Below are 18,681 nucleotides of genomic sequence, written 5' to 3' on the forward strand. Positions count from 1 at the left end.
GAACGACTCTTCATGGCCGATCGCCGACAGGCCGCCCCGCGTTCCCGGAAATCCGCAAAGGACCCCAAAAAAAATGCCACCGGCGAACCGGCGGCATTCACATTCATTGCTTGGGAACGGCATCCCGTCCCCAACACTACAAGCGCTCCATCACTTCGCAGTCGGCATCGCGAACTCGGCGCCCTTCTCGATGCTCTCGGGCCAGCGCTGCATGATCGACTTCTGCTTCGTATAGAAACGCACGCCTTCCTCGCCGTACGCGTGCATGTCGCCGAACAGGCTGCGCTTCCAGCCGCCGAAGCCGTGCCATGCCATCGGCACCGGGATCGGCACGTTGATGCCGACCATGCCCACGTCGATCAGGCGGCCGAATTCGCGCGCCACGTGGCCGTCGCGCGTAAAGCATGCGACGCCGTTGCCGAACTCATGCGCATTGATCAGCTCGACCGCCTCGGCGAAATCTTTCACGCGCACGCATCCGAGCACCGGGCCGAAGATCTCTTCCTTGTAGATGCGCATGTCGGGCGTCACGTGATCGAACAGTGTGCCGCCGGTGAAGAAGCCTTCCTCGCGCCCCGGCACCTTCAGGCCGCGGCCGTCCACCACGAGTTGCGCGCCCTCTTCCACGCCAGCCGCGATGTAGCCTTCGATGCGCTCGAGCGCCTGGCGCGTCACGACGGGGCCCATCTCCGCATCGGCTTCCATGCCGTCCTTCACGCGCAACGCGCGGGCACGCTCGGCGAGCAGCGGAACGATCCGGTCGGCGACATCGCCAACCAGCACCGCGACCGAGATCGCCATGCAGCGCTCGCCGGCCGATCCGTACGCGGCGCCGATCAATGCGTCGACGGCCTGGTTCAGGTCCGCATCCGGCATCACCACCAGATGGTTCTTCGCGCCGCCGAGCGCCTGCACGCGCTTGCCGTGCCGCGCGCCCGTCTCGTAGATGTAGCTGGCGATCGGCGTCGAGCCGACGAAGCTCACCGCCTTCACGTCGCGATGCGTGAGCAGCGCATCCACGACGGCCTTGTCGCCCTGCACGACGTTGAACACGCCATCGGGCAGGCCGGCCTCTTTCAGCAGTTCTGCCATGAACAGCGACGCCGACGGGTCGCGCTCGCTCGGCTTCAGCACGAACGTATTGCCCGCCGCGATCGCGACCGGGAACATCCAGCACGGCACCATGCACGGGAAATTGAACGGCGTGATGCCCGCGACGACGCCGAGCGCCTGGCGCGTCGTCCAGTTGTCCATGCCGGTCGACACCTGCTCCGTGTAGTCGCCCTTGAGCAGTTGCGGAATGCCGCACGCGAACTCGATCACGTCGATGCCGCGCGCAACCTCGCCCTGCGCATCGGAAAACACCTTGCCGTGCTCGGCCGTGATGATCGCGGCGAGTTCGTCGCGACGCCGGTTCATCAATTCGAGGAAACGCAGCATCACACGGGCGCGGCGGATCGGCGGCGTGTTGCTCCAGCCCGGGAAGGCGGCCTTCGCGCTCGCGACGGCCGCGTCGACGTCAGCCACCTCGCCGAGCAGCAGCGTGCGCGCCGCCGCGCCCGTGGCCGGATTGAAGATCGGCTGGGTACGCGTACCCGTGCCGTCCGTGCGGGCGCCGTGGATGAAATGACCGACGTTCGCGCTGTCTCGGTAAGCCTGCATGTCGTCCTCCTGTTGATGGTTTGCGATGGAGGCAGTGTAGGGAGCGCCGGGCGGTCTGCAAAGATGCTATCGTTGAACTCATTGTTTTCGATCGTGAACAATCAGTCTATGGATATCCAGAACGCCGAAAACCTGTGGACACATCTGCACTGGCTCACGATGCTGGCCGAACAGGGCAGCTACACCGCGACGGCCGCGCGGCTCGGCGTCAGCAAGGCGGCCGTGAGCCAGCGGATTGCGGAACTGGAGCGCGCCGCGGGCATTTCACTCGTACAGCGCACGACGCGCAGCGTCCGGCTGACGGAAGCCGGACAGCAGCTCGTCGAGGATACGCGGGGCCAATACGCGCAGATCGCCGCCAGCTTCGCGAACGTTCGCGAGCTCGCGGGCGTCGTGCGCGGGCAGCTGCGCATCACGGCGCCCGTGGCGTTTGCGCGGCAGCAGCTCGTGCCGAGGCTGCCCGCGTTCCTGAAGGCGCATCCGGCCGTTCGCGTCCAGCTGGAGGTGTCCGACCGGCTCGTGTCGCTCGCGGCCGAAGGCTTCGATCTCGCGATCCGGCACAGTGCGGAGGCGCCCGATACGTGCGTCGCGTGGACGCTGTGCGAAACGCGGTCGGTGATCGTGGCGACACGCGCCTACCTGCGCCGGCGCGGTACGCCGGCCAGGCCGGAAGATCTCGCGGACCACGATTGCCTGTTCTATCCGCGCTCGTCCGGCGCGGCGACGTGGTCGTTCGAGCACAACCCGCCGCGCAAGCCCGCATCCGGCGCGACGGCGGAACGGATCGTGCTGCCGGTGAACGGACCGTTTTCCGCGAACAACAGCGAAACGCTGCGCGACGCGGCGCTCGACAGCCTCGGCATCGCGCTGCTGCCCGACTTCACCGCGCAGGCGGCGGTGCAGGCCGGCAAGCTCGTGCGGCTATTGCCGGACTGGCGCGTCACAGGCACGTTCGCCGAACAGCTCTACGTGCTCAGGCCCTACGCGACGCATGTTCCGCGCGCGGTCGGCCTGTTCGTCAGCCATCTGCGCGAATGTTTCGCGGAGGGGTTTCCGCTTTAGGGGGCCCGCCGGGCTCGTCGCTGCCGTGGCGGCCGCGTTCACCAACGTGACCCGATATTCTTTGCGCACCCGGCACGTGCTCACCACGCTGCGTGCCCGACCCGCTCCTGCAGCCGGCGGCGCACGCCGGCCACATCGATCGCCGTCGTATCCGTAAACGGGATGTACTCGGCCGGCGTGTGCAGCAGATACGCCTGCGTCTCGTCGATCACGATCCGGTCGCGCGGGTCGTAGCCGACGTTCGCGAGCTGACGTGTGAGTTCCGCGCGCTCCGCGAACGTCAGGTCGTGCCACCAGAACGTCCGGCACGCGTGCGCATAGGCCGGATCGGAAAAGTAGCGCCAGTGGCCAAGCTCGTGGTTCAGGATCGCCGCGCGCGCCGTGGCGTCGATCGTCGTGCCGTCGGGCGCGGGGCCGGGGCCCGGGATCGTGATCAGGAACTCGCGCGCGCTACGCGGCCGCCGCGCGCCGTCCTCGTCGCGAATCAGCCCCCATCCGGTGAGGAGCGCCTGCAGCGTGCGCTCGCCTTCCGTCAGCGTCAGACGCTGGCGGCGCGCGATGTCGAAGAAATGCGCGAGCTCGGTCGTGCTGAAATTGTTGCCCGCGGTCAGGTCCGCCGGATCGGTGTCGAAGCGGTGCGCGTGCCGTTCAATCGCGGTCATGCTCACGATCCGGTCGCGCGGCATGTCGCGCCGCTCGAACAGCGCGACGATCCGCGAAAACATCGCGCCTTGCTCCGCAAGACCGGGCGTGTACAGCACGAACAGCCCCGGCTGGTCGGTGATCGTGAACTGCCGCAGCCGTTCGCCGACGAGCAGCGATGCGTCGAGACGCGCGATCGGGATCGGCTCGTCGCGCGGCGGCACCGGATCGGTGGCCATGTTGCGGCCCGCCGGCTCCGCCGGCGCGGCCGCCGCGCCGGGCGCCCCGCCCTCCGCAACCGCTGTGCCGGTACTGGCAACGGCTACCGCACACGCGATCGCGAGCGCGGCCGCCACCCGCCCGCCCCGCATCGGCGCGAAGGCTTTCATCGATGCGCTCCGCCGAACCGCGCCTAGTCGGTCACGGTCACGATCGTCACGCGCCGGTTCTCGGGCGCGGCCGGGTTGCGGCGGTTCAGCGGCTCCGTCGAGCCCTTTCCAACCGACGACAGACGCTCGGGCGCGATCCCGTCCTTCTGCGTCAGATACTCGACGACGGCCGCCGCGCGATCTTCCGACAGCTTCATGTTCGCGTCGGCGGACCCGCGCGGGTCCGCATGCCCTTCGACACGAAACCGGTACGCGGCGAGCCGCTCGGACTGCAGCGCCCGCGCGACCTTGTCGAGCGCGTCCTGCGCGGACTTCGTGAGCGTCGCCGAATTGCTCGTGAACGTGATCAGCATCTGCGCGGCGCGCGGCTTCGCCTGCGCCGGTTTCGCGGGTGCGCCAGGCGCCGCCTTGTTCGACAGCACGAAGCCGCGCGTCAGCACGTCGCCCGTCGACTCGGGCGGCTCGAGCGCCTTGGTGATCGCCTGCTCGTTGATGTCCTGCTCGTTCAGGACCGGGCCGGCCGCGTGCGCGGCGTGCGCCAATACCAGACCGAGCGCGGCGGCCCATGCGCAACGCGCCGTCCGCGAGCGGAAAAAGGAAGAAATGAAGGACCTCATGCGACGATCTCCTCAAAAGTCACCCGCCCGCCGTGGGGCCGACGACCGGGCATCCGTGCCGGTCCCCGCCTTACAAAGACGAACGGACCGCATGTGATTTGAAACCGCTGCTGCGCCGTGCCTGTCGCAGCATTCACGGCATTCACGGCATTCACGGCATTTGCGCCATTCACGCCAATTCCTCGGAACAACGCCAGCCGGCGCAACCAAGGCTCCGATCGCGTCCCGCCTACTCCGTCGCCTGCCCGTCGCCGCCACGCGTCAGCGCCACCACCGTCTCCCACCCCGGACACGACGCGTCGAGCAAGCCCGCGAACTGCGCCGCGTCGGGCAGCCCCGCGCCGATCCGCAGCGTGGCCGGCACTGCATCCGAGCCCTCGCTCCACCACGCGCATTGCCCGGGCGGCACGGCCGCAGCAAGACGGTCCGCGAACATGCCGTCGGCGGCGTCCGTGAACGCGAGCCGCCAACGCGCGCCGCCCGGTGCATCACCCGGTCCATCGCCCGCCGCATCGCCCACCACATCGCCCGGCAACTGCAACGCATTCAACGCGGCATCAAAGCGCTCGAGTACGAAATCGGCCGCAAGCGTCGACAACGCAAACCGCGCCGCGTCGTCGTACCAGCGCTGTGCGCCCCGCAGCCATCCGGCCAGTTCCGCGGCCCGCACCGGCGCGGCAACCGTGAACGGAAAAAACCGTCCGACGCGATCGACGCCCGGCATCAGCACCCCCACCCACGCGGACGCGCCGCACACGCCGGCCCCGATCGCGAAATTCCACAGCGGTGCATTCAGATAGACGGCCAGCCACTGCGTCGCGAACCAGTCGCGTGCGTACACCATGCCGCGCTGCAGGCTCGCATCCCACGGCGCGGTGAACGTGGGCGGCAGCCGCCGCGACACGAAATCGCCGCGCGTGCGCACCTTGCCGAAAAATCCAGGCCCCGGGCCGTCTGCGTCGGTCATAGCCGGTCCGGGCAACGGAACTGCTCGAACAGGCCGCGCCGGAACGGATTCATCACGCTGTTCGCCGCGAGCTCGAAATCGGCGCGGTGCCCGTCCGACTGGAAGCCGAAGCTGAACCGGTCGGCCTGGCCGGCCGGCCGCAGATTCGCGGCATCCATCAGGCGCAGCAGCGCCCACGGCCCGTCGGCGCGCGGCGCGCTGCCCGCGCCGGCCGGCGTGAACTCGACGTGCGCCTGCCCGGTGCCCTTGCCGCTCGGCCACTGGAACACCATCATCTGCGGCGCGCCGGGCTTCACGACCAGCTGCTGGCCGTCGATGTCGAGCAGCACCTGCGACAGCGACGGATCGATCGCGACCGACTTCACCGCGAAACGCACCGACACGTCGCGGCCGCCCGCACGGAAGAACGCATCGCGGATCTGCGCGGCGCGCTGGAACTGCACGAGCACGTCGGCGGGAATCCCGAGCGAATCGGTGCCCGCGCGCCAGCGCCACTGCGGCCCGGACATGTCGACGAAGCTCGCGAGATTCTTCTGGAAGAAATCGTCGATCAGCCCGCCCGGGCCAAGCACCTTGCCGAAATCGTCGGGCGTTGCGTCGCGCGACGACGCGCGCACCAGCGGATAGCGGCCGTCGAGCGCCTGCCGGCACAGCGGCGCGACACTACCCTGCCACAGCGCGTTGAGCCGCGCACGTTCGCCGCCGACCATCAGCGCCGACGTGCTGCCCGCGACGTCGCCGACCACCGCCGCGACTGGCTGCGGCATGCCCTGCGCGGCGAGCTTCAGCTTGGCGACCGCGTCACCCGGCGGCGGCGGCAGCCCCTGCCGGCGCGCGGCATCGGCCGACGCGAGATACGCGGCCGCGTCCTTCAGCGCCGCGAGCGGCGCGTCGAGCGGAACCGGCCCCGGCGCGCCGGGCTTGCCTGCGATGTCGTGCAGCGCCTGGAAATGCGCATCGACGGGATTGACGTCAGCCGCCGCCGGCGCGGCCGTGTCGTCAGGCGGATTGCCGAGCGCACTCTCCAGCCGCTTCTTCATCGCGTCGACCTTGCCCGTCAACGCGGCCACGCCCTGCTCCGCGAGCGAGCCGCCCGTCGTCACGGTGCCGAGCGTCGTCTCCTGCGCGGCCGCGACCGTCAGCAGCCGCAGTGGCGAGTCGGGCGCGGCGAGCGCATTCGCGATGCGCGCGGCCGTCTCGACGCCATCGATCGGCACCACGCCGATATCGTCGAGCAGTGCGTCCCATTGCCGAATGTACTCGTCGTAGTACAGGCGCGTCATCCCGGCCTTCAGGTCCTGGACGCCGTTCGGGGCCAGCACCGATTCCTCGCGGCCGAGCACCCAGTCGTCCTTCGCGGTGTCGACCACCGCGAGATCGCGCAGCTCGCCGAACTTCCGGTAGCCGGCCCGCGTGTAGGCGCCGGCCACGCCGCGCGTGAGCGGCGCGCCGCTCTTCCTGGCGAGCACGAGCGACGCATTGCGGCCCGCCGCGTTCGCAACCGTGAACTCCGGCAGCTTCGCCTGCGCGAGATCGCGCTGCACGCGGTTGAACATCCGCTGCGCGAGCGGCATCCGCGCGAGCGTCGCGCGCGCCTGCTCGATCAGCGCCTTGTCGAGCGGCAGCGACGCATCGAACTGCGACGGCTGGAACAGCGCGGCGAGATGGCCGTCGACGTCGTTGCGCGCGTCGTCGCCCGCATCGCGCAACGGCCCGCGCCGCCAGTCGACGTCAGCCCAGAGCCGCACCGCGTCCGCGTCGAAATGCGTGGCGTCGCCGAGCATCAGATACGCGCGCAGCACTTCGTACTGGAAGTCCGGGTTGTTCGCGTCGCCACGGCGCAACTCCTCCTCCATCCGCCGCACGACGAGCGGCAGCAGCGTCTGGCGCAGCAGCCGGCGATAACTCGCCTGCGCTTCGAGGCCGAGCTTGTCGCCCTGGTAGAGCCCGAGCCGCGACAGCAGCGGCACCGGCTTGTCGCGGTCCGCATAGCCGCCGGGGAGATCGCGGGCCGCGTTCAGCAGCGGCAGCAGCGCGAGCGGATCATCGCCGGGCTGGGTCGCCTGCGCGCGTTTCTGCAGATCGGCGACACGCTGCTCGACCGTCGAGACATACGCGCGGTTGCGCCCGTAGCTGACGAAAAATCCGATCAGCGCGGCCGCCAACAGCACGCCGATCAGCCCGAGCGCGATCCGCTGCAGCCACGCGCGGCGCTGTTCGAGCACCGCGTTCGTCCCCGCGAGCCCGGCCTCCTGGAAGATCACGTCGCGCATCAGGCGCATGATGAAATACGCGCGCCCCGCCGACGCATCGGGCAGCACGACCTGCCGCCTCAAACCAAGCGCCGACGCGACCGCGCTCATCACGCGATCGATCGGCCGCCCCTCCTGCGTGCCGCTCGTGAAATACACGCCGCGCAACAGCGCCGACTGCTCGAAGCGCGACGTGCTGAATGCATCGTTCAGGAACGCCTGCAACACGTTCTCGAGCCCCGCGAACTGCTGCGGAAAGCCGTACACGAGCGCGCGCCGCCGCGTGTCGGTTTCCTGCTGCATCCGGCGCAGCACGCGCGACTGCAACTGCCTTTCGAGCACGTCGAATTCCGCCGGGAACGCGGCCAGCGCATCGTCGGGCGAGCCCTTGTCGTCGAACGGGAAGGTCACGCCCCAGACCTGCTCGCGCTCGTCGCGGCCGAGATCGTCGAAGAACTCGACGAAGCCCGCGAGCAGATCGCATTTGGTCACGACGACATAGACCGGGATCCGCATCCCGAGACGCGTATAGAGTTCCTTCAGGCGCTCACGCACGGCCGACGCCTGCATTGCACGCTGCGTGTCGGACAGCTGCAGCAGGTCCTGCGCGGACAGCGCGACGATCACGCCGTTCAGCGGCCGGCGCGGCCGGTACTTGCGCAGCAGCTGCAGGAAGCCGGCCCACGCGGCCTGATCGGCTTCGGCAAAGCTGTCCTGCGTCGTGAAGCGGCCCGCGGTGTCGAGCAGCACCGCGTCGTCGGTAAACCACCAGTCGCAGTTGCGCGTGCCGCCGACGCCGCCGACTGCCTGCTTGCCGAGCCGCTCCGCGAGCGGAAAGCGCAGCCCCGAATGCACGAGCGCGGTGGTCTTGCCGGTGCCGGGCGCGCCGACGAACATGTACCACGGCAGCTGATACACGTACTGGCTGCCGAAGCGGCCTTTCACGCGATCCTTGCGCAGGATTGCCATCGCCTCGTCGAAGCGCTGCTTCAGCGTCGCAAGATCCGCTTCGGATTCCTTCTTTCCTGGCGCGGGCTCGGCCGCGCCCTCGGCCACGACGCGCGTGAAGCGGACGTTCGCGAGCCGCGCGGCAAGCCAGCGCACGCCCCAGTACAGCGCCCACAGCACGAACAGGATCGCGATCACGGCCCAGCGGCTGCCGGACGTCGCGAACGGCTCGCTGCCGGCGAACGCGAGCAGCGGCCCTTCGATCCAGACGATCAGCGACAGCGCCACCACGCCGACGAGCGACAGCACGATCGGGCGTACGAGCCAGTTCAAGAGCTTCATTCGCAGCTCCCTTCGATGCGTGACCGGCCGCTCACGATGCGGCGCCCGGTGCGAGGATCGTGATGTCGACGCGGCGGTTCTTCGCGCGGTTCGCGGGCGAATCGTTCGGCGCGACCGGCTCGGTATCGGCGCGGCCCTCGGCCGTGAAGCGCCGCGGCGAGCCGACGCGCGCAGCGAGCATGTCCTTCACGACGTCCGCGCGCGCCTGCGACAGGTGCCAGTTCGACGGGAAGCGCGCGGAGAACACGCGCTGGTTGTCCGTGTGGCCGGCGACGACGACGTTGCCGGGGAAATCCTTCAGCGCGTCGCCGATGCGCTCGATCAACGGCACGAACTGCGGTTCGAGTTCCGCGCTGCCCGACGCGAACAGGCCGTCGCCGTTGATCGTGACGATCGTGCGGTCGGCCGCTTCGGTCACGCGCACGAGACCGCGCGCGATTTCCGGCGCGAGGAACTGCGTGAGCGCCGGCGCGAGCTTCGGCGCGGCGGCCGGCTTCGCGGCGAACACAGGCGCCGGCGCAACGCGAACGCCGTGCAGCGTGTCGAACACGCGGTCGGACGCATCGTTCAGCCGGAAGCTCAACACCAGATGCACGGCGACGAGCACCGTGCACGCAATGGCCGCGGCAACCCAGATCGGCACGAGCTGCAGCAGCGGCTTGCGCTCGGCCTTCACCGGCGCCCAGTGCGGCGACAGGTCCCGCTCGGGCGCGCCGCGCTGCGCGCGGATCATCTGCTCGAGGCGTTCGCGGATCGTGTCGAGCTGGCCGCGTCCGCCGTCGATCAGCCGGTAGCGCCCTTCGAAGCCGAGCGCGAGGATCACGTAGATCAGCTCGAGCACGTCGGCATTCGCGACCGGATTCTGCGCGAGCCGCTGCAGGATCACGAAGAAACGCTCGCCGCCCGATGCCTCGTTGTGGAACGTGACGAGCAGGCTGCGGCTCGCCCACAGCCCCGCGCCCCACGGCGTGCTCGAAATCGCCTCGTCGAGAAACGTGCACAGGCAGTAGCGCGACGCGGCGAGCTTCTCGTCGTCGAGGCCGTTCGAGCGGCCTTGCTGCTCGAATGTGCGCATCATCTGGATCAGCTGTGCGCGCAATTCCTCGACGTTCGGGTGTGTCGGAAGCTGGCGCAGCGGCAGCGCGAGTTCGAGCAGCGGATTGGCGGCGCGCAGCAGCGGGTTGAGGCCGCCCGCGCTCGCGGGAATCGGCGCGACCGCCGCGTCGGCTGCGCCAAGCGTACCGGCCGCGGCGAACGCCGCGCGCGCGCCGCCCGGGGTCGGGATCAGGATCGTCGCGCCGGGATCGTCGGCCGGCACGCGAGGTTCGTCAGGAGTCACGATGAGCGTCCTCTCAATTCAGCGGCGGATGGCCCAGAATTCCATCTTCAATCCGGGGAAATCGCCGGCGACGTGCAGCGCCATGCCTGCCGAGGTCGCAAACTGCTTCCACAGCTCGTTGCCGCGGTCGAGCTCGAAATACGTGTAGCCCGCATGAAACGGCAGCTGGCGCGGCGCGACCGGCAGCGCGCGCAAGCCGACGCCGGGCAGCTGCAGGTTCACCAGGTCGCGGATCCGCTCGATCGGCCCGATCTTCACCTGCGGCGCAAAGCCCGTCAGGATCGTCTCGGCGGGCACCTGCGCGTTGACCGCGAGCACGAACGTCGCCGATGCGTACAGGTTCTTGTCCGGCACGAGCGCGACACGCAGCCCGAACTTGCGCTCCTCGAGCGGAATCGGCACCGCATGCGGATCCATCACCATCGACAGCGACGCGCGCAGGTCGGCGATCACCGGCGCGAAGCTCTCCTGCAGCCGGTCGTGCCGGTAGACGGGATACGCGCGCGGCCGCTTCGTCGTCTGGCTGAACGTCGCGAGCTCGCCCGCAAGCTGCACGACGACCCGGTACAGGTCTTCCGGATGCAGCCCGGTCATCGTCGACAGATGCGACGCGAGCGGCTCGTGGCGGTTGATCAACTGCAGCAGCAGGAAATCCGCGACTTCGGCGACGCCCGTCACGCCCGGCTGCGCGAGCCGCGTGGCGAGCGCCTCGCCGCGCTGGTGCAGCAGGCCGACGAGATCGTCGGCGAATGCCGCGAGGCGGGGCGCGACGCGATAGTCGACGCATGGCGCGCTGTAGTCGGGATCGAGCACGACGCGATTGTCCGGCAGCCGCTCGACGATACGCACGACGCCGAGCGACGTATACGCGTTGGCGACGTCCGGTTCGAGCGCGAGCCGCACGCGCAGCTTGCCGATCTGCATCAGCGCGGTGCTCGCGTTCGGATCGTTGCTGTCGGCCACGTCGAGCTCGCCGATCCGGTGTCGCGCGAAGTTCTCGTCGGTGTCGCCGTTGCCCGTCTCCGCGACGCCCGGGCGCCGCACCGGCAGCGCCAGCACGACGAGCACATTGCGCGTGCCTTCCGGAATGTCGAGCGGGACCGGCAGGTCGTCGTCGGCGGGCAGGTTGAACGGCGTGCCGTCGGGGAGCGCGCCCGCGCACGACAGCAGCGCGACCTTGCCGAGCTTCAGCAGCTGTTCGTCGAGCTCGAGCGCCGCAAACCCCCAGCCGTATGGACGCAGCCCCGATGCGCGCAGCTCGAGCTGTGTCTGCAGGAAACGGTCGTGCTGCTGCAGGTGCTGCGGCTGCAGGAACATGCCTTCCGACCAGATGACTTTGCTGTTCCAGGACATGATTTCGCATGGTGACGTGGGTGGGCCGGCGCGCCTAGCCGGACTGGCCGGACTCGCCGGTCTTGCGCGCGGCGAGCAGCGCGTCGATCTGCGCCTCGTACGCTTCGTTGAACGCCTGGCCGAACAGCCGCTGGAAATCGTCGTCGCTTTCGCGCGCGATCTGCGCCTGCATCGCGACGAAGCGGTCCCACAGCTTCGCCTTGCGGTTCGACAGGATCTTGTCCATCACGCCCTGCTCCGCGAGCTGCGCTTCGAGCGCCGCCGGGTCGAAGCGGCCGAGCACGTGCGCGAGCGCCGCCCGCATGCCGGCGATCACCGCGAGCTCATGCGATTCGATGTCGGCGAACGCATGCTCGAGCGCCTGCTCCGGCGGCAGGTAGCCCGCGCTGCGGCCCGTCATCATCTGCGCGAGCGCGCTGTCGACGTCGGGGAAGAACTTCAGCGGATTGTTGTCGCGTGCGACGATCACGGTCGTGTCGAGACGCGCCTCGCGCTTGGTCGTCGAGCGCGCGCGCAGCACGGCCATCGTCCCGCGCAGCGCGTCGCGCAGCATCGCACCGACGAGCCGCGCGAACTCGGGCGCCGGCAGGTTCGGGGGGCGCGAAGGGTCGAGGCCGAGGCCGTTGAGCAGTGCGGCGAGGGTTGGGTCGGACGATGTGGGCGATGTCGGCGATGCGGATGGCGCGGACGGCTGCACCACAGGTTGCGGCTCCGGCTGCTGCGGCGCTGCTGGCCGTTGCGCGGGCTGCGGCGGGGATGCTGGCGCTGCGGACGCATGAGCAGGTGGGTTTGCCAACAGCGCTTCGGACAACGACGGCGCTGGTACCGGAACCGGCGCGGGCTGTGCGGCAGGCGCGGCAGACGCCGGCGGCGCGCCGAACAGGTCGTCGAACGGCGTCGCGCCGCCGGCCCCGGGCCCTTCGAGCAGACTTGCAGGCAGGCCGGTCGGCCCGCCCTGCGAACGTGGCGGCATGATCTGCGCGGGCACAAACGCGGGCGCTGCCGTCGGTGCGTCTGGCGTAACCGGCGCGAACGGCACGACAGGCACCGTCTGCGCGGCGGTACCAGTTGCCGCGCCCTGTCGCATCGCCTGATCCGCATGCGCGTCCCATTGCGCGAGCGCATCGGCGAGCGGATCGTAATCGGCCGGAATCCCGCTGCCGAACGCCGCCGCTCCTGCTCCTGCTCCTGCTCCTGCTCCTGCTCCTGCTCCTGCTCCTGCTCCTGCTCCTGCTCCTGCTCCTGCTCCTGCTCCTGCTCCTGCTCCTGCTCCTGCTCCTGCTCCTGCTCCTGCTCCTGCACCGGCTCCGGCTCCCGCCGCCGGTGCGGCCGCTGACATTGCCGCAGCCGCCGGCGCCGAAAACGCCTCGAACTCAGGCGGCACATGGTCGCTATGCGATCCTTCAAAACCGGGCCGCGTCGACACGCCCCCCTTGCCGAACCCAGGCTGCCCGAGCGGATCGAGCGCACCGAGATTGAACGCGCCGAGCGCCGCGCCTTCGGGCAACGGGCCGCTCACCACCTGCGCGGCCGCGAGCGGATCATGAAAACCCGGCTGCGCGCTCGCCGCCCGCTCGCCGACCGCCACTTCGAGCAGATACGGCCCGATCTTCAGGCGGTCGCCGTCGGCGAGCCGCGCCTCGCGCGTGCCACCGATCGCGTTGCCGTTGAGCACACTCGGATTGCCGCCGACATCGCAGATCAGATAGTCGCCGCCGCGGCACTCGATACGCGCCTGCACCCGCGAAATCGCGCGCTGCTGATCGGGCAGCACGAGCGTGCAGTCGGTCGCGCGGCCGATCGTGCCGCCCGCGGGGCCGAACTCGACCGCGATCGGCTCCGCGACGGGTTCGTCGTTGCACCTGGCGACACGCAGCGACAGTATCGGATTCGTCAATGGCATCGGCGGCCTCGGCTAGGTTCGCGTCCTCGCGTCCGTTAAGTCCATTAAGTCGGTTACGACTTGAGTTTCCGGGTGCCGTCGTCGGCATCCTTTGGCGCGGTGGGCGCATCCGGCGACGAGCCGTCGCCGGACCCGGCCGATCCGCCCGAGTTCAGCAGGATCGGCGTGCCCGACACCGCGACGCTCACGGGCCCGATCACGACGAACGCGCCGCCCGCCTTCAGCGTGATGCTCGCGCCCGCCTCGATCACGACGTTCGCGCCCGCCTTGATGTGGATGTTCGCGCCCGCGTCGATCGCGTAATTCGTCCCGACCTGCTCCTGCAGCTTGCTCGTGACCTTCAGCGACGCGCTGCCGCCGATCTGCGTCTTCGCATCGCCAACCACTTTTTCGTTGAGCGCGCCGGTGATCTCGACGTATTCGCTGCCGCCGACCTTCATGTGGCGGTCGTTCGCGATGTTCGTCAGCGTGTCGTTCTTGATCCAGGTTTCATGATCCTTCTCCGCATGCACGAACAGCTGCTCGCTGCCCTTCGTGTCGTCGAAGCGGACCTCGTTGAAGCCGCCGCCGCCCTTCGTCGAGTTGCTCTTGAACGTCGACAGCGCCGCGTTCGCGGGCAGCGCATAGGGCGGCATCGTGTTCGCGTTGTACACGCTGCCCGTGACGAGCGGCCGGTCGGGATCGCCCTCGATGAAATCGACGATCACCTCGTGCCCGATGCGCGGAATGAAGAACGATCCCCAGCTCTTGCCGGCCCAGCCCTGCGACACGCGCACCCAGCAGCGCTTCATCCGCTCGCCCGCGTCCGCGGGCGGCGCGAACTGCTCCCAGTGAAACTGCACCTTGATGCGGCCGTACTTGTCGGTGAGGATCTCGTCGCCGTCCGGGCCGACGACGACCGCCGTCTGCGGCCCCGCGACCACCGGCTTCGGCGTGACGCGCTCCGAACGGAAGTGGTTTTCCTTGCGCAACGCGGTGAAGCTGCAATCGTAGAACGGCAGCGCCGCGTCGCCGCCGGACGTCGAGATGTACGTATCCGAATGGATCTCATACGCGGCACTGACGACGAGATAGTCGCGGTTCTGCGCGTCGCTCGCGTGGTCCTGCAGCCTGAACAGCCCGCCCGGCCAGATCCCGCGCGCGGTCGAGCGCCCGAAGATGCTGTCGTTGCGCGCCTGCCGGATCTCGACGCCGACGCGCGCATAGCGATCGCCGTCGCCCGATTGCACGTGGCCGGCCAGATGCTCCTGCATCGTATGAACGGCCGGATCGTAGACGTCGGGCCGCGTCGCGCGCGACACGAGCCCCTGCTGGTTGCTCGACGACGGCTTCTCGAAATCGTAGTCGTTCACCTCGTACTTGCCCGTCTGCAGCTCCGCGCCCGACGACCATTCGTACACGCACTCCTTCTCGTGCGACGGCTCGTACCATGCGTCGTACGAAATCGTCGGGTAGTGCTCGATCGGCGCATGCACGTCGCCGGAATCGGTCAGCACGAGCGTGTGCTTGCCGCCGCGATGCTCGAAGTAGTAGTAGATCCCTTCGCGCTCCATCAGCCGGCTCACGAACGCGAAATCGGTCTCGCGGTACTGCGCGCAATGCTCGAGCGTCGGATACGTCGCCGCGCACTTGTTGCTGAGATCGACGTGATAGTCGCGCAGCACGTGCGTGACGATGTCGGGCACCGTCATCTCATGGAAGAAGCGGCAGTGCGACGCGCGCGTGAGCAGCCAGAGCCGTGGCCGCACCACCGCCTCGTAACGCGCGAGGCGGTTCACGGTGCGATCGCCGGGCGCGACGATCCGGAACGCGGTGACGATCCCGTTGATCTGCCGCTCGCCGTCGGCGGGCAGCGAGATCGCGACCGAGATGTCCTGGCCGAGCAGCGCCGCCGGGCTCAGGTCGTTGCTCGGGCTCAGAAGCTCGACACGGTACTCGCTCAGGCGGCCGAGCTCCTCGGTGCCGACGAGGCGCAGGAACAGCAGGTCGCGGCCCGCGGGCTCGCAACGGACGGACACGTGGCGGTTCGGATCGTACGTGGTCATGTCACGGGATCATCGTGTTGACGGTCGCCGGCTCCACGATGCTGACGACGCCCTGCCAGTTGCACATGCATTTGGACACGTTGTCGAGCGACGGCTGGTTGCCGAGGATCACGGTCGGCGCGCCGGGCGCCCACGGCGACAGCGTCGCGGGGATGCACGGCATCGGCGTCAGCACGCCCATCGCCGCGGCCGTCGCCGCCGCCACCATCGGATTCGCCGGCGACGAGCACATGCCGAACGGCATGATGTTGACCATCGGCACGTGATCCATGATGTTCGCGGCCGGCGGCCCTTCGCCCATCACCTGGTTGACGGGCAGCACGACGAGCGTCGACGGCGCGAGGCCGAACGAGCACTGCAGCGTGGCGCCCATGCTGACTTGTTGCGGCATGTTCGTTCTCCGGTCGGTCAGGTTCGCAAGCAGCCATCCGGTGCAGGGTCAATCGAACGCATAGACGAACTCCCCTTCGCGCGCGCCGACCTGCACCTTCGACACGCTTGCGCCGTTCATCATCCGGATCAGGAACTCGTTGCTGATCTGCGGCAGCAGCGTGTTCGTCAGGATCGCGTCGATCATGCGGCCGCCGCTTTCGAGTTCGGTGCAGCGGCTCGCGATCAGCTTCACCACGTCGTCGTCGTACGTGAACGGGATCCGGTACGCCGCGCGGATCCGCGACGCGATGCGCCCGAGCTGCAGCCGGATGATCGCGCCGAGCATCTCGTCGGACAGCGGGTAATACGGAATCACGACGAGCCGGCCGAGCAGCGCGGGCGGGAACACCTTCAGCAGCGGCTCGCGCAGCGCCTTCGCGATACCCTCCGGATCGGGTATCAGCTCCGGATCCTTGCAGAGGTTCGAGATCAGGTCGGTGCCGGCGTTGGTCGTCAGCAGGATCAGCGTGTTCTTGAAGTCGATCACGCGCCCTTCGCCGTCCTCCATCCAGCCCTTGTCGAACACCTGGAAGAAGATCTCATGCACGTCCGGATGCGCCTTCTCGACCTCGTCGAGCAGCACGACGCTGTAAGGCCGGCGGCGCACGGCCTCGGTCAGCACGCCGCCCTCGCCGTAGCCGACGTAGCCGGGCGGCGCACCCTTCAGCGACGACACCGTGTGCGCTTCCTGGTACTCGCTCATGTTGATCGTGATCACGTTCTGCTCGCCGCCGTACAGCACTTCGGCGAGCGCGAGCGCCGTCTCGGTCTTGCCGACACCCGACGTGCCCGCGAGCAGGAACACGCCGATCGGCTTGTTCGGGTTGTCGAGGCCCGCCCGCGACGTCTGGATCCGCTTCGCGATCATCTCGGTCGCGTGGCCCTGGCCGATGATCCGCCGGTTCAGGTTCTCGGCGAGCTTCAGCACGCTCTCGATCTCGTTCTTCACCATCCGGCCGACCGGAATCCCGGTCCAGTCCTGCACGACCGACGCGACCGCCTGGCGATCGACCGTCGGCAGGATCAGCGGATCGTCGCCCTGCTGCGCGGCAAGCGTCGCCTGCAGCTCGCGCAGTTCGGCCAGCCGTGCTTCGGCCGTCGCCGGATCCGTGTGCACTTCCGCGTTCGCCCCCGCGGCGACCACTTCGGACGCGCCTTCGACCTTGCCGGTCTCGCCGCGCAATTGCGCACGCAGGTCGAGAATGCGCGCGACGAGCCCTTTCTCCGTCTCCCAGCGCGCTTCGAGCGCGGCGAGCCGCGCTTTCTCCGCGTCGCGCTTCTCCGACGCCAGCGCGGCGCGCTCGCGGGTATCGACGCCGACCGCCGTCTCGCGACCGATAATCTCGAGCTCGGTCTCGAGCGCGGCGATCCGCTTGCGCGAATCGTCGACCGACGGCGGCGTCGCATGCTGGCTGACCGCGACGCGCGCGCATGCGGTATCGAGCAGGCTCACCGCCTTGTCCGGAAGCTGGCGCGCGGGAATGTAGCGGTGCGACAGCCGCACGGCCGCGTCGAGCGCTTCGTCGAGGATCTGCACCTTGTGATGCTTCTCCATCGTCGACGTAATGCCGCGCATCATCAGGATCGCCTTCGTCTCGTCCGGCTCGGGCACCTGCACGACCTGGAAGCGTCGCGTGAGCGCCGGATCCTTCTCGATGTGCTTCTTGTACTCGGCCCACGTCGTCGCGGCGACCGTGCGCAGCGTGCCGCGCGCGAGCGCGGGCTTCAGCAGGTTCGCCGCGTCGCCGGTGCCGGCCGCACCGCCCGCGCCGACGAGCGTATGCGCCTCGTCGATGAACAGGATCACCGGCTTCTCGGACGCCTGCACTTCCTCGATCACCTGGCGCAGCCGGTTCTCGAACTCGCCCTTCATGCTCGCGCCGGCCTGCAGCAGCCCGACGTCGAGCATCCGCAGCTGCACGTCGCGCAGCGGCGGCGGCACGTCGCCCGCGACGATCCGCTGCGCGAAGCCTTCGACGACGGCGGTCTTGCCGACGCCCGCTTCGCCGGTGAGGATCGGATTGTTCTGGCGGCGCCGCATCAGGATGTCGACCACCTGCCGGATCTCCTCGTCGCGCCCGACGATCGGATCGAGCTTGCCGCTGCGCGCCTGCTCGGTCAGGTCGGTCGTGAAGCGCCTGAGCGCTTCCTGCTTGCCCAGCGCGGCGGGCGGCACCGCGCCGCCCTCGCTGCCCTCGCCGCCCGCCGTCGCGCTCACCGCCGAAAAGCCGTCGGTCGCCGTCATCGCCGCTTCCGGCGAGCCGCCGAGCAGCGCGTCGAATTCGTCGACGAGCGCATCGAGCTTCACGCGCTCGAACTGCCGCGAGATCCCGTACAGCGCGTTGCGCAGCGACGGCGTCTTCAGCAGCCCGACGACCAGGTGCCCGGTGCGGACCTGCGATTCGCCGAACAGCAGCGAGCCGAACACCCAGCCGCGCTCGACCGCCTCCTCGACCTGCGAGCCGATGTCGACCATCGAGCCGGCGCCGCGCGGCAGCCGGTCGAGCGCGTCGGTCAGGTCGCGCGCGAGCCCGGCCGGATCGATGCCGAAATGCCGGACGATCCGGTGCAGGTCCGAATCCTGCAATTGCAGGATCTGATGGAACCAGTGGACGAGCTCGATATACGGATTGCCGCGCAGCTTGCAGAACACGTTCGCGCTTTCGATCGCGCGGTATCCGAGCTTGTTCAGCTTGCCGAACAAGGCGGCGCGTTTGATTTCGGCCAT

At 69.1% G+C, this 18,681-nt stretch carries 12 protein-coding genes; 1 reads left to right on the plus strand and 11 read right to left on the minus strand.

Annotated elements, in window-relative coordinates:
• Positions 1-150 precede the first annotated feature (150 nt).
• Entirely contained in the window at positions 151-1,662 is a 1,512-nt protein-coding gene (locus ACV229_RS37740; protein ID WP_448088137.1) for a CoA-acylating methylmalonate-semialdehyde dehydrogenase, read from the minus strand.
• Positions 1,663-1,770: 108 nt separating this feature from the next.
• On the opposite strand from ACV229_RS37740, the gene ACV229_RS37745 reads away from it, so the two are divergent.
• On the plus strand, positions 1,771-2,724 hold the full coding sequence (locus ACV229_RS37745; RefSeq protein ID WP_448088138.1) for a LysR family transcriptional regulator: 954 nt from the start codon (positions 1,771-1,773) through the stop codon (positions 2,722-2,724).
• Between the two features lie 80 nt (positions 2,725-2,804).
• Here the strand turns inward: ACV229_RS37745 and ACV229_RS37750 are convergent, their stop codons facing one another.
• From ACV229_RS37750 to tssH, 10 genes are all read right to left on the minus strand, one after another.
• Positions 2,805-3,755 (minus strand): hypothetical protein, encoded by a 951-nt coding sequence (locus ACV229_RS37750; RefSeq protein ID WP_448088139.1) that lies wholly within the window; start codon positions 3,753-3,755, stop codon positions 2,805-2,807.
• A gap of 23 nt (positions 3,756-3,778) precedes the next feature.
• On the minus strand, positions 3,779-4,372 hold the full coding sequence (locus ACV229_RS37755; RefSeq protein ID WP_448088140.1) for an OmpA family protein: 594 nt from the start codon (positions 4,370-4,372) through the stop codon (positions 3,779-3,781).
• A gap of 229 nt (positions 4,373-4,601) precedes the next feature.
• Positions 4,602-5,339, minus strand: coding sequence for a type VI secretion system-associated protein TagF (gene tagF, locus ACV229_RS37760; protein ID WP_448088141.1), 738 nt, complete (start codon positions 5,337-5,339; stop codon positions 4,602-4,604).
• The gene (gene tssM / locus ACV229_RS37765) at positions 5,336-8,881 is read right to left on the minus strand and encodes a type VI secretion system membrane subunit TssM (protein WP_448088142.1); all 3,546 of its coding nucleotides are present in this window, start codon (positions 8,879-8,881) and stop codon (positions 5,336-5,338) included. Before tssM ends, tagF begins: the two co-directional genes overlap by 4 nt.
• 31 nt (positions 8,882-8,912) lie before the next feature.
• On the minus strand, positions 8,913-10,220 hold the full coding sequence (locus tag ACV229_RS37770) for a DotU family type VI secretion system protein (RefSeq protein ID WP_448088143.1): 1,308 nt from the start codon (positions 10,218-10,220) through the stop codon (positions 8,913-8,915).
• Positions 10,221-10,238: 18 nt separating this feature from the next.
• Positions 10,239-11,573 (minus strand): type VI secretion system baseplate subunit TssK, encoded by a 1,335-nt coding sequence (gene tssK / locus ACV229_RS37775; RefSeq protein WP_448088144.1) that lies wholly within the window; start codon positions 11,571-11,573, stop codon positions 10,239-10,241.
• Positions 11,574-11,607: 34 nt separating this feature from the next.
• The gene (tagH, locus tag ACV229_RS37780; RefSeq protein ID WP_448088145.1) at positions 11,608-13,476 is read right to left on the minus strand and encodes a type VI secretion system-associated FHA domain protein TagH; all 1,869 of its coding nucleotides are present in this window, start codon (positions 13,474-13,476) and stop codon (positions 11,608-11,610) included.
• Between the two features lie 53 nt (positions 13,477-13,529).
• Positions 13,530-15,521: a type VI secretion system Vgr family protein gene (locus ACV229_RS37785; protein WP_448088146.1), complete on the minus strand. Its 1,992-nt coding sequence runs from the start codon at positions 15,519-15,521 to the stop codon at positions 13,530-13,532.
• Between the two features lies 1 nt (position 15,522).
• Entirely contained in the window at positions 15,523-15,912 is a 390-nt protein-coding gene (locus tag ACV229_RS37790; RefSeq protein WP_448088147.1) for a DUF4280 domain-containing protein, read from the minus strand.
• 48 nt (positions 15,913-15,960) lie between these two features.
• A complete protein-coding gene (tssH, locus tag ACV229_RS37795) occupies positions 15,961-18,681 on the minus strand; it encodes a type VI secretion system ATPase TssH (protein ID WP_448088148.1) in 2,721 nt (906 codons plus the stop codon).

The sequence above is a fragment of the Burkholderia sp. MR1-5-21 genome, from assembly GCF_053427715.1.

Coding starts and splice junctions, on each gene's coding strand:
- tssK (WP_448088144.1), bottom strand. CDS start 11,573: ATGTCCTGGAACAGCAAAGTCATCTGGTCGGAAGGCATGTTCCTGCAG.
- ACV229_RS37790 (WP_448088147.1), bottom strand. CDS start 15,912: ATGCCGCAACAAGTCAGCATGGGCGCCACGCTGCAGTGCTCGTTCGGC.
- ACV229_RS37740 (WP_448088137.1), bottom strand. CDS start 1,662: ATGCAGGCTTACCGAGACAGCGCGAACGTCGGTCATTTCATCCACGGC.
- ACV229_RS37745 (WP_448088138.1), top strand. CDS start 1,771: ATGGATATCCAGAACGCCGAAAACCTGTGGACACATCTGCACTGGCTC.
- ACV229_RS37755 (WP_448088140.1), bottom strand. CDS start 4,372: ATGAGGTCCTTCATTTCTTCCTTTTTCCGCTCGCGGACGGCGCGTTGC.
- ACV229_RS37750 (WP_448088139.1), bottom strand. CDS start 3,755: ATGAAAGCCTTCGCGCCGATGCGGGGCGGGCGGGTGGCGGCCGCGCTC.
- tagH (WP_448088145.1), bottom strand. CDS start 13,476: ATGCCATTGACGAATCCGATACTGTCGCTGCGTGTCGCCAGGTGCAAC.
- tssH (WP_448088148.1), bottom strand. CDS start 18,681: ATGGCCGAAATCAAACGCGCCGCCTTGTTCGGCAAGCTGAACAAGCTC.
- ACV229_RS37785 (WP_448088146.1), bottom strand. CDS start 15,521: ATGACCACGTACGATCCGAACCGCCACGTGTCCGTCCGTTGCGAGCCC.
- tssM (WP_448088142.1), bottom strand. CDS start 8,881: ATGAAGCTCTTGAACTGGCTCGTACGCCCGATCGTGCTGTCGCTCGTC.
- tagF (WP_448088141.1), bottom strand. CDS start 5,339: ATGACCGACGCAGACGGCCCGGGGCCTGGATTTTTCGGCAAGGTGCGC.